This is a genomic window from Streptomyces sp. PU-14G, assembly GCF_041028275.1.
GTDB lineage: Bacteria > Actinomycetota > Actinomycetes > Streptomycetales > Streptomycetaceae > Streptomyces.
On record NZ_JASKYT010000226.1, the window covers coordinates 1 to 11,223 of the forward strand.

The following is an 11,223-nucleotide window of genomic DNA, read 5'->3' on the forward strand; positions in this document are numbered from 1 at the left end:
CCTCGCCCCCGACGCCCCGCCCGCCGCCCGCGCCGTGATGGAAGAGGTCGTCGAACGGTATCCGCAGGCCTCCTCCGAGATGCACACCTACATCACCCTCACCTACGGAGTCCCGGCCGGGCAGAAGGTCAAGCACGACGAGCTGATCACCGACATCGCCACCCGCATCCCCGGGCTGCTGTCCGGACTGGTCGGTGCGGGCGGCGGCGTCGCCTACCCGCTGTCGGCCGAGCGCATCGCCGAGGTCGTACGGGTCGCCTACGATCCGGCCGTCGCCGGCGAGGTCCTCGACCTGCGCGCCCGGCACGGCGGGACCGGCCTGGAGTGGGACGACTCGGGCCCCGCGGCCTGCGTCGAGGACGTCGCCTCCTACCAGCACGACTCGGGGGTCTCCCGGACCTGGATGCTCACCCTCGCCCCCCGCGGCACGGTGCGCGCCAACGTTCTGCGGGGTCTGCTGGAGCCCTCACCAGGCACCCGCCGCAAGCGGGTCGCCCTGCTCTACCGGCCCATCGACCCCGCCACCTCCGCGCGGATCGTGGAGGTCGACCGGCGCGCGGCACAGTTCATGGCCACCTCCGGACGGGGCATGGTCCAGGCGCGGGCCGCCACCGAGGTGCGCGCGGCCGAGCAGACGGCGCAGGAGGAGGCGACCGGCGCGGGCCTGGTGGAGTTCTCGCTGATGCTCACCGTCACCGTCGACGACGAGGAGGAACTGGCCGACGCCAGCGCGGCCATGCGCAACCTCCAGGGGGCGGCGCGGCTGTCGATGCGCCCGGCCGACCGGATGCAGGCCGCGGCCTTCAGCTGCACCCTCCCCACCGGCATCCTGCCGTGGGAGCTCACCCTGGTCCCCCGCGACCTGCGGGAGGCGCTGTGAGTCCGCGCGCGAGGAACCAGCAGCACGCCGAGGCAGCCCTCGGTGCGCAAAGGCCCGGCGGAAAGGGCCCAGGGAAGCAGCAGAAGGCGCCGCCACGGGAGCGGATGGCTCCCTCGCGCGGCTGGCCGGGGCCCGGTGGCGGCCAGGTCGGCGGCATGGACCCGCCCACGATGTGGCGGGCGACGACCGTGCAGGCGTGCGGCCTGTGGCCGTTCGCCGCGGGCTCCGGCGCCCCGATGTCCGGCGTCCCGCTGGGGCAGCACCTGCACACCGGCGCGACCGTGTGCGGCGATCCGCTCTCCTGGTTCACCAGGGCGCGCTACATCTCCAACCCGTCGCTGTTCATGCTCGGCATGCCGGGCCTGGGCAAGTCGACGCTGGTCAACCGGATGCTGATCGGACTGTCCGCCACGGGGGTGGTGCCCCTGGTGCTCGGCGACCTCAAGCCCGACTACGCGGACACCGTACGGGCCCTGGGCGGCCAGGTCATCTCCATCGGCCGGGGCACGGGCGGCATCAACCTGCTCGACCCGGGCGCCATGGGTACGGTCGCCGCCAAGATCGGCGGCAAGGCCGGTGAGGCGCTGAAGGCCGAGGCACACGGCCGCGTGCTGAACATGGTCGCCGCGCTGATCACCATCGTCCGCGGGCGGCCCATGGACGACCACGAACAGGCCGTGCTGTCCGCCGTGCTGCACCATCTGCGCGAACGCACGGCCCCGGGCCAGGCCCCGCTGCTGCCGGACGTGCTCAGGGTGCTGAGCGAGGGCCCCGACCGGGTCCGTGCCGTGACGCTGGACCGCGGGGACGAGGCGCGGTACCGCGACGCGGTCGATCCGCTGCACCGTTCGCTGCTGGGCATCCTCGACGGCCCGCTCGGCGACACCTTCGCCTCGGAGACCTCGACCCGGGTCGACCTGCACGCGCCCGCGGTGTGCATCGACATCTCCCGCATCGGCGAGGCCGACACCCAGCTGACCGCGGCGGCGATGCTGGCCGCCTGGTCCGACGGGCTCGGCTCGGTGGCGGCGTCCCACGCGCTGGCCGACGAGGGCCTCACCCCGCGGCGCTGGTTCTTCACCGTGCTCGACGAGTTGTGGCGGCCGTTGCGCGCCGCCTCCGGCATCGTCGACCGCATCGACGCGCTCACCCGCCTCAACCGCACGCTCGGCATGGGTGACGCCAAGATCACGCACACGCTCAAGGACGCGGAGTCCCTGGGCACCGACGCCGACCGGGCCAAGGCGCGCGGCTTCGTCGAGCGCGCCGGCATGGTCGTGTGCGCGGGGCTGCCGCGGGCGGAGATGGAGGAGCTGGGCAAGATCGTCGGGCTCTCCCAGCGGGAGATCGAACTGGTCTCCTCCTGGTCCTCGCCGCCGGGCTGGGCCGTGACCGGGGACCGGGAGGAACCGCCGGGCCGCGGTCGCTTCCTGATCAAGGTGGGCGGCCGGCCCGGACTCCCCATCAAGGTCGCCATCACCGACACCGAACGCCGACTGCACGACACCAACATCCGCTGGGTGCAGAACGACGCCCCCGCGCAGCAGGCGGAGCCCGGCTCGGGGGCCGGGACCGAGGCCGGGACCGGGACCGAGGCCGGACCCGGGACCGCCGGCGTCCCACAGGTACCGACCGCCGGGCCGGGCCCCGTCAACGGACCGGCTCTGGACAGCGGGCCGGTTCCGGTCAACGGACCGGGCGGACCGGGCCCCGTCCACCGACCGGGCCCCGTCAACGGACCGGGTCCCGTCAACGGACCGGGTCCGGTCGGTGGACCTGCACCCGTCAGCGGAGCGGATCCCGACAGGAGGACCGCGTGAGCGGAAGAGCCGGAAACGAGCACTGGCCCTGGGCCATCGTCGGGGTCGTGGCCCTGGCCCTGATGACGTCGGGAGGCGTCTGGTTCGGCGGGACGCTGGGCGCCGCGCTGCTGAGCGGTGCGGGCTGGCACCCTCCGGCCTTCTCCCCCGTACTGCTGGCCCCCCTCCTCACCCACGGCCCGAGGGAACTGTGGCCTGACGCGTCGCCGTTCGCGGTGTGGACCGGGATCTGCGTGGTGTTCGGCACGTTCGCCGTGCTGCCGGCCCTCGCCGTGCGCAGGGTGCTGGGCGGCACGCAGCGCTCCTCCCGCACGAAGGGGCTGGCAGGGGCCAAGGAACTGGCCGCGATGTGCCCCCGGGGCATCGCGGCACGCGCCCGCGAACTGCGCCCCTCCCTCAAGGGCCAGGACCAGCTGCACCCGGACGAGACCGGCAACCTGCTCGGCGACCTGGAGCCCAAAGGCCCCGAACTGCGCTCCTCCTTCGAGGACGTGGAGCTCGACCTGATGGCGCCGCGCGCCGGAAAGTCCACCGGGATCGCCGTCCCCCGGGTACTGCGGGCGCGCGGCGCCGTGCTGCTGACGTCCAACAAGTCGGACGTCTACGCCGTCACCCGGGCCGCACGTGAACAGGCCGGCACCGTCTGGACGTTCGACCCGCAGGGCATCGCCCACTCCCCCCGCGCCATGTGGTGGGACATGCTGGCCGACTGCGACACCATCGAGGGCGCCCGGCGGCTGGCAGGACACTTCGTCGCCTCCGTCAACGACGACGCCTCCAAGAAGGACTTCTGGATCTCGGCGGCCCAGAACACCATCACGGCGCTGTTCCTCGCCGCGGCGCGGGGCGGGGCCTCGGTCACCGAACTGCTCGGCTGGCTCGCCGACCCGGCCGACCGCACCCCGGTCGACCTGCTGCGGGACGCCGACATGACCGCCATGGCCGACCAGCTCCAAGGCACGGTGCGCGGCGCGGTCGAGACCCGCGACGGCATCTTCGAGACCGCCAGGCAGTGCGTCGCCTGCCTGCTCGACCCCGAGATCGCCGCCTGGGTCACGCCCGACCCCGCGCTGCCGGAGTTCCGGCCGCACGCACACGTGCTCGGGCGCGACACCCTCTACCTGCTCTCCAAGGACGGCGGAGGCTCCGCCGCCGGTGTCATCGCAGGACTCGCCGACGCCACCCTGCGCGCCGGGGTGGTAGCCGCCGAGCGCATGGGCGGTCGCCTCGACCCCCCGATGACCGCCGTGCTGGACGAGGCCGCCAACGTCTGCCGCATCTCCGACCTCCCCGACCTCTACAGCCACCTGGGCTCCCGCGGTATCAACGTCGTCACCCTGTTGCAGAGCTACCGCCAGGGCTCCCGGGTGTGGGGGGAAGCCGGCATGGACGCGCTGTGGAGCGCCGCCACCGTCAAGCTGCTGGGGGCCGGGCTCGACGACGCCGACTTCGTCGACAAGGTCTCCAAGCTCGTCGGCCAGCACGATGTGAAGACCTCGTCCTACTCCAAGAGCAGGGACGGCGGCTCCCGCTCGGTCTCCTACCGGCTCGACCCGATCCTGCCACCGGACAAGATCCGCGCCCTCCCCAAGGGCACCGCACTGCTGCTGGCCACCGGCGTGAAGCCCGCGCTCATCCGGCTCCGCCCCTGGTACAAGGAGCCCGACGCCGCGGTGATCTCGGCAGCGGCCAAGGCCGAGACGGAGGCGATCACCCAGCGCGCGGCACGGGCGTGGGCCGGGCCTACGGTGGCCGACGCGGCGCCGGCCGGTATGGGCCTCGGCGTCGAGCACACCGCGTATCCGGGAGACGCCGCGTACCCGGGAGACACCTCGTACCAGGGCGACGCCGCGTATCCGGGTACGGACTACCCCGGTACGGACTACCCCGGTACGGACTACCCGGGAGAAAGCGGCTACCCGGCGGACGCCGCACACGCCGGGTACGCCACGTTCCGGGAGAGCGGGCCCTGGCCGGGAAACGTGGCGTACCCGGACGGCGAAGGGTACGTCGACCACGGTGGCCGGACGGAGAGCCCCGCGCCCCCCGCCTTCCCCGACGAGGGGTTCAGGTGGACCCGGGAAGCGACGTCCTAGCGGAAGCGTCTCGGAGTCTGTGCCGGTGGCGTCGTGCCTCCGCCTGTCATGCGGCGTGTGAGGAGTTGGAGTGCGTCTGCTGAGGTGACGTCGTTGGGGGTGTAGATCTCAAGGCGGTGGTCCGGACTGTCCGGCTGGAGCCACACCTGGTAGGCGACGCTCGCGGTGCCGACGGTCGGGTGTTGTAGATGCATGTCGCCGGTGGTGCAGTCTGCGACCTCTCCGGAGGCCCACATCTGGGCGAACTGGTCGCTGCGCATGGTGAGTTCGCCGATGAGGTTCGCGAGGCGTGCGTCAGTGGGGAATCTGCCGGCTGTGAGCCGGAGGTAGGCGACGTGGACGCGGGCGAGCTCGTCCCAGTTGCGGTGCAGGTCGCGGGTCAGCGAGTCCAGGAAGAACATGCGCGGGATCGACGGACGCTGGTCCGGACTCTCCGGCGCGTTGAAGTCCACGTGCTCGGCGAGCAACGCGTGACCGGTGCGGTTCCAGGCGAGCACGTCGCCGCGCCTGCCGAGCAGGATCGCGGGGGTGGCCTCGCCGAGCGAGTCGAGCAACGCCAGGACACGGGGATGGGGCTGTTCGGCAGGTGGTTCGACGAGGCCGGTCCGGTTGGTTTGGCGGGCGAGGTTGTGCAGATGGACTTTCTCGACCTCGTCCAGGTCCAACACCCGGGCCAAGGCGTCGAGGACCTGCGTGGAGGCCGTACCGGCTTGGTCCTGCTCAAGCCGCGTGTAGTAGCCGGCGCTCACGCCGGCGAGGTGAGCCAGCTCCTCGCGGCGCAAGCCAGGAACGCGCCGGCTGTTGCCGTAGGTGCGTAGCCCGATGGCATCCGGGGTGACCTGATCGCGACGGCTCTTCAAGAATGCTCCGAGGCTCTCCATGCCGTCGAGCGTAAACACGGCCGCGGCCGTGTGGGTGCACCTGCTGGGTGTACCCACACCAGGTGTCTGGCCGGCCCTGTCGGCGACCCGCAGCGTTGACGGCATGACTCAACACCCTGCTGCCGGGGCCCAACCTGGCCCCCTCCGCGCTTGGCTCGGTCTGGTCGTCGTCCTGGGGCCGGTGCTGCTGGTCTCGATGGACGGATCCATCCTGTTCCTCGCGATGCCCCGAGTCAGCCAGGCGCTGAACCCCAGCGCCGACCAAGCCCTGTGGATCCTGGACATCTACGGCTTCGCCGTCGGGTCCCTGCTTGTCGCGTTCGGGAACATCGGCGACCGCTGCGGACGCCTTCGACTCCTCATGATCGGTGCGTCCTTCTTCGGCCTCGGCTCGGTGGCCGCCGCGTTCGCCCCCACGCCCGAGCTGCTCATCGCCGCCCGCGCCGTGATGGGGATCGCCGGCGCGACGCTGCTCCCCTCAGCTTTGGCGGTCCTGAGCGAGTTGTTTGCCGACCCGAAGAAGAGAGCACAGGCCATCGGCATCTTCGCCGCGGCGTTCGCAGCGGGCTTCGCGGTCGGTCCGGTCATCGGTGGCGTGCTCCTGGAGCGCTTCTGGTGGGGATCGGTGTTCCTGGTCAACCTGCCCGTCATCGCGTTGTTCCTCTGCTTCGCGCCCGATCTGCTGCGCGAGGTCCGAGCCACTCGACCTGGGCGCGTCGACGCAGTCAGCGTCGCCACCTCCGCTGTCGGTCTGCTGCTGGTCATCTACGGAATCAAGCACGCCGCCGCCGAAGGTCTGACGCTGTCCGCTGTCGCCGCCGCGACCCTGGGCGCCGCCGTACTGACATGGTTTGGTCTCCGGCAGCGACGACTGGAACACCCGCTCATCGACTTCTCGCTCTTCCGCGACCGGACGTTCACCGTCGCCATCATCACCGGCCTGCTGCCGCTTGCAGCCTGGTCGGCCGCCGCCTATCTGGCCGGGATCTATCTGCAGTCCGTGCTCGACATCCCCGTCCTCCACGCAGCACTTCTGGCGCTTCCCGGAGCGGTCGTGCTGACCGGGACCTGCATCATCACCCCGATGGTCGTCGACCGCGTCGGCAAGCGCACCGCACTGCTCGTGTGCCACTTCTCGATCGCCGCCGGTCTGCTCCTGCTGCTTCCCACCGCGGTCACCGGCGGCATCGGCTGGTACATCGCCTCAACCGCCGTTGCGGGCGTCGGCTATGGCATCTCGTTCGCTGTCGTCGCGGACACTGCCGTCGCTGCGGTTCCTGCTGAGCGCGCCGGATCAGCGGGTGCGATCGCTGAGACCAGCAATGAGATCGGCAATGCGCTCGGCATCGCGTTGCTCGGATCGCTGGCCGCCTTGCTCTTCCGGTTCCAGGGTCCCGACCTCGCGCCCACCCTCGGCGAGACACTCCAGTTCCCCGATCTGACACCGAGACTCGTGACCGACGCCAAGGCCGCCTTCCTCACCGGCCTGCACATCGCCGCAGCAACCGCCGCCTCACTGCATCTCCTCCTTGGTCTCCTCGCTCTGCGTTGGCTGCCCCGCGAAAGCCCCACCCCCACGACTGAGCGGGAAGCGGCCCCGACCCGATGACCCGCCGAGTGCCGCGATCTGCCTTCCCGGCGAGCCACGCCAACGCTCCGCTCTCCGTCGAAGGGCGGCGACGCCTCGTGGAGCGCATGGAGACGTGGCGGCGCGAGCACAAGTGGTCCGCCCAGCGCATCACCGACGAGCTCGCCGACTCGGGGTTCAAGGTGAATAGGCGCACCGTGACCCGGCACGGCCAAGGTCGCAGATCGCAGGTCGCAGGTCGCAGGTCGCGCCCAGTCAGCGGGGACAGGGCGCGAGTACACCTATCTGCATTCGGCCATCGACGGCTTCTCCCGGCTCTCCTCCACCGGGAACGTCCACTACAACTATCACCGACCGCACTCAGGCTCAGGCGGCCAGCCACCGGCATCCCGACTGCGGGAAGGCGTCACCAATGTGCAGCCCTCATACACCCAGCGCACCCAGGACACCCAGCAATGCCATAGTGACGCCCTCGCGATGTCCTGATGAGCCGTCCGGCCGACGTGGTCAGATCCCGCGTCCCCGTGTCACGGTGTGCAGGACCCACTCGACCGGGCCGTAGCGAAAGCGCCGCACCAGCCACACGCTGAGCGCCAGTTGCCCGGCACAGAGGGCGAAGCAGCCGGCCAGTACGGGCACCAGGCCGACGCGCCCGTACGAAGCGAGACCGTAACCGGTGAAGACCAGCGCCATCACCAGTGACTGCGTCAGGTAGTTGGTGAGCGCCGTCCGGCCGGCGGCGGCCAGCACCTCAGCGGCCCGCCGGCCGTGGCGCGTACGCAGCGACAGCAGCAGCCCGCAGCCGTACGCCGCGGCCAGGACCGGGGCGGCGAACACACCGACGGCCGCGCCGACTCCGCTCCAGCGCCCGTCCAGCGGCCCGTTGCGGCACACCGCCGTCAGCGCACCACCGGCCAGGCCTGCCGGCAGCCCGTACACGACCCATCGCCGGGCCAGGCCGCGGTACCGGTCGAACTCCGCGAGCACCTGCCGTTCGCCCGCGGCCAGCCCCATCAGGAAGGCCGCCAGGATGTGCGGCATGTACAGGAGGTCCCCGGCGAGCATGCCGCGCCACTGCCGCAGATTGGCGTGCACGACGGAGGCCGGGCCACCTCGGTACGCGGCTACGGCAGTGCCGGTGTCGGCCCCGGCGCCTCCGCCCGGCACCGTGGTGCCGAGGGTGAGCGCTGCCCTCCCGAGCAGCAGGACACCGAGGCAGACGACCAACACGACCGCGGCGCGAACGGCCACCCGAGGCGCCACGCCACGCATCGCGAACAGCACGAATCCCAGCACCGCGTAGGTCATGAGGATGTCGCCCGGGAACAACAGCACGGCGTGCGCGAGCCCCAGCAGCCACAAGCACAGCAGCCGGCGCAGCACCCGCCCCGCGAACCCGGCTCCCGCCCGCTCGGCCGAGCGGGCCTGAAGGGTGAAGCTGTACCCGAACAGGAAGGCGAAGAGCAGGTAGAACTTACTGCTCATCAGCGCGGTCACGAGCCAGGCGGCAGCCCTCTCCGCCACCGTCCCGGATGCCCACTGGCCCGCGTACGGGCCCGCCATCGTCTGGACGTTGACGAGCAGAATGCCGAGCAGGGCGAAGCCGCGCAGCGCGTCCACGTCCCGGATGCGCCGCGCCTTCCCGGGTGTGGCGGCAACCACCGGCGCCCTCGTCTCGCGCACGGGCCCTGCGGTGCGGCCTCGGTCTCGGCCTCGACCTCGGCCTCGGCTTCCGCGGTCACTTCTCGATGTGAGCATCGAGGAACACCACGGGTCGCGCGCCGCAGGGGTTCACCCCCTCGCCGCTCGGCGAGGGGGCAGGGCGACCTTGAACCGTCAGGGGCCGGATTCCGTACTTGAGGAACGATTCTGCATGCGGAGCCGTCGGTCACGGCGCGCTCCTTGTCAGCCTGGAGGAGATCCGGCATGGGGAAGGATTCGGACGACAGGAAAAAGAAGAAGGGAAAGGAGCGGGAAGAACTGCCGGTGATGCCCGGCGGGTTCCCGCCCTCGGTGGCGAGTTCGTCGGGCAGGTCGTCGCGCAGGGAATCGGTGGCCACGACCAGTTCACGCAGCAGCGGGCGGTCCCGCAGGGACCCCGAACCCACCACCAGCTCACGTCGCAGCGGCGGAGGGTCCCGCAGGGACTCCGCGGCCACGACCAGCTCGCACAGCAGCCGGGGCTCCCGCAGGGACCCCGAGCCCACGACCAGCTCGCGCAGCAACCGAAGCCACCGTTCCCGTGGCGAGACCTCCGATCGCCGGGGTTCTCCGAGCTCGGACGGCAGCGGCAGCAGCGGCAGCAGCGGCACCGACGTCCCCGCTCTGGACGAGGCCGTCGACCGCCTGTCGCAACTGCCCAGCAGCCCGGCCAGCACGGCGAGCTCAGGTTCCGCGGACGATCTGCCGAGCACGCTCCGGGACGCGCCGCAGGAGATGCCGTGGTACCACTCCGCCACCCGGACGTGGCACTACCTCCGCGGCTCGCAGGCCTACACCAGCAACTTCGACGAGCGGGCGCGGGAGTGGCGCTGGTTCCCGGACAGCGCAACCCAGCTCGCCAGTGGCATCCGGCGCTGGGGCAGGGAAAACGCGGTCACGATCGGGACAGACATCGGTGGGGCGGCCTTCGCGGGGCAGGGCATCGGCATCCTCGGGAATCCCCCGAGCGCGCCGGCGAACACATGGGGCTCACGGATGTACGGCCTCGGCGGTGTCACCGTGAACTCCCTCGTGCCGCTCACACAGTTGGCGACGACACCGAACGCGACCTACGCGCACTACGGGTTGGCCGCGCTGAACGCGGCAGGCCAGGCGGCCTACGGTATCGGGGCCTCCGGTCTGATCCAGACCCCCAGGTGGGCGTGGGCCACTCAGGGCGCCGGCGCGCTGACAGCCGCCGGGGCGACGTGGGCGTACAACCACCTGCCCCAGCGGCAGCAACAGCAGGAGCAGGGGAACATCCTTCCCCTGTACAACATGCCGGAGGCGCGGCAGGCCCAGTCGGACCTGGCGCTCGCCGCACATCAGAGCCAGCCCTCCCATCCGGCGTACGGCCGGAGCAGCACGCTGGCCTACCGCCCGGGCCCGCCCACCAACAATCCATCGGCAGCCTCCGTGAACGCCTATCAGCCCCAGGTGAGCTACCGGCCGTCCGGGCGCGGACGTGCGGCTGCCGGCGAGGAGGGCTACCAGACGTCGGCGCAGACGAGCCAACCCGGTGTGCAGCGCCGGAGCTCTCATGTTCCCGGAGGTGGCAGCTACAGCCAGCAGAGCTACAGCGTCAACTACAGCCAGTGGCAGAACCCCTATGGGGGTCAGTCGCGCTCGCCTTCGCCCGCGCCCAAGGGGAGGCGCGGTTGAACGAGGTAACCACCGGCACGCCGCATCGGGTGCCGCGTCTGTGCGGTAGCCGGGACAGCTGACTGGCCGGCGGTGCGAGTGCACCGCCGGCCAGTCGCGTGCTGGTGTCTACCTGCTCCGCGTCTGCCACTGCTTCGCGGTGTTGGCCTGCTGCACCGCGGGCGCGCGGTACGGCGACGCGGACTGCGACGTCGAAGAGCCCGGCCCCGGTGCCTCGCTGCTGGAGCGGTGGTGTCCGAGTGACTGCTTGGCCACCTCGGAGCTGAAGGCGGGCGATGCGGGCTGCGATGGCGGACTCATGGGGCTCACGGGCCTGCTTACGGGATCCACCGGACTCACAGGCCTGCTCACGGGGCTCGCAGGGCTTACGGGGCTCACGGGGCTCACGGGGCCGGCAGGGGAAGACGGCTCGCGACCGGCGAGAGAGGCACTCCGGTCGTGACTGGGTGCGGCATCGGGCACATCCAGCGGGGTCTTGGGCGGTAGTGGCGGCCCCGGCGACGAGGGCAAAGGCTCCTTCGGTGGTACGGGCGGGGGGGGGCTCATGGGGCTCACGGGCCTGCTTACGGGATCCACCGGACTCACAGGCCTGCTC

General features: G+C 71.6%; 8 protein-coding genes and 1 pseudogene. 6 read left to right on the top strand and 3 right to left on the bottom strand.

Annotated features, from left to right (window positions below; translation table 11 throughout):
• From AB8Z75_RS23330 to AB8Z75_RS23340, 3 genes are all read left to right on the top strand, one after another.
• Positions 1-880 (top strand): SCO6880 family protein (locus AB8Z75_RS23330; RefSeq protein ID WP_369205065.1); only part of this gene is annotated, 880 nt, incomplete at its 5' end.
• 104 nt (positions 881-984) lie between these two features.
• Positions 985-2,700, top strand: a complete 1,716-nt coding sequence (locus AB8Z75_RS23335) for an ATP/GTP-binding protein (RefSeq protein WP_369205067.1) — start codon at positions 985-987, stop codon at positions 2,698-2,700.
• A gap of 62 nt (positions 2,701-2,762) precedes the next feature.
• Positions 2,763-4,796 (top strand): type IV secretory system conjugative DNA transfer family protein, encoded by a 2,034-nt coding sequence (locus AB8Z75_RS23340; protein WP_369205077.1) that lies wholly within the window; start codon positions 2,763-2,765, stop codon positions 4,794-4,796.
• On the opposite strand, the gene AB8Z75_RS23345 is transcribed toward AB8Z75_RS23340, so the two are convergent.
• Entirely contained in the window at positions 4,793-5,677 is an 885-nt protein-coding gene (locus AB8Z75_RS23345; protein ID WP_369205069.1) for a helix-turn-helix transcriptional regulator, read from the bottom strand. The genes AB8Z75_RS23340 and AB8Z75_RS23345 overlap by 4 nt on opposite strands.
• A 103-nt stretch (positions 5,678-5,780) precedes the next feature.
• Here AB8Z75_RS23345 and AB8Z75_RS23350 point away from each other — a divergent pair, with 103 nt between their 5' ends.
• Together AB8Z75_RS23350 and AB8Z75_RS23355 are read left to right on the top strand one after the other, a co-directional pair.
• Positions 5,781-7,286 (top strand): MFS transporter, encoded by a 1,506-nt coding sequence (locus AB8Z75_RS23350; RefSeq protein ID WP_369205079.1) that lies wholly within the window; start codon positions 5,781-5,783, stop codon positions 7,284-7,286.
• Positions 7,283-7,474: pseudogene (locus tag AB8Z75_RS23355) on the top strand (hypothetical protein); the annotation flags it as partial. The gene AB8Z75_RS23350 and the pseudogene AB8Z75_RS23355, both read left to right, overlap by 4 nt.
• A 298-nt stretch (positions 7,475-7,772) precedes the next feature.
• On the opposite strand, the gene AB8Z75_RS23360 reads toward AB8Z75_RS23355, so the two are convergent.
• Positions 7,773-8,948 carry a DUF418 domain-containing protein gene (locus AB8Z75_RS23360; protein ID WP_369205071.1) on the bottom strand — a complete coding sequence of 392 codons (1,176 nt, stop codon included), beginning with the start codon at positions 8,946-8,948 and terminating at the stop codon, positions 7,773-7,775.
• Positions 8,949-9,191: 243 nt separating this feature from the next.
• Between AB8Z75_RS23360 and AB8Z75_RS23365 the strand changes: the two genes are divergently transcribed.
• Complete coding sequence (locus AB8Z75_RS23365) at positions 9,192-10,628, top strand: hypothetical protein (RefSeq protein ID WP_369205073.1); 1,437 nt, start codon at positions 9,192-9,194, stop codon at positions 10,626-10,628.
• A 108-nt stretch (positions 10,629-10,736) separates the two neighbouring features.
• On the opposite strand, the gene AB8Z75_RS23370 is transcribed toward AB8Z75_RS23365, so the two are convergent.
• Positions 10,737-10,928, bottom strand: coding sequence for a hypothetical protein (locus AB8Z75_RS23370; RefSeq protein WP_369205075.1), 192 nt, complete (start codon positions 10,926-10,928; stop codon positions 10,737-10,739).
• Positions 10,929-11,223 lie beyond the last annotated feature (295 nt).

Bases quoted from the DNA above. Each gene is read 5' to 3' on its own strand.
- AB8Z75_RS23335 (WP_369205067.1), top strand. From the start codon at position 985: ATGGCTCCCTCGCGCGGCTGGCCGGGGCCCGGTGGCGGCCAGGTCGGC.
- AB8Z75_RS23350 (WP_369205079.1), top strand. From the start codon at position 5,781: ATGACTCAACACCCTGCTGCCGGGGCCCAACCTGGCCCCCTCCGCGCT.
- AB8Z75_RS23365 (WP_369205073.1), top strand. From the start codon at position 9,192: ATGGGGAAGGATTCGGACGACAGGAAAAAGAAGAAGGGAAAGGAGCGG.
- AB8Z75_RS23370 (WP_369205075.1), bottom strand. From the start codon at position 10,928: ATGAGTCCGCCATCGCAGCCCGCATCGCCCGCCTTCAGCTCCGAGGTG.
- AB8Z75_RS23340 (WP_369205077.1), top strand. From the start codon at position 2,763: ATGACGTCGGGAGGCGTCTGGTTCGGCGGGACGCTGGGCGCCGCGCTG.
- AB8Z75_RS23345 (WP_369205069.1), bottom strand. From the start codon at position 5,677: ATGGAGAGCCTCGGAGCATTCTTGAAGAGCCGTCGCGATCAGGTCACC.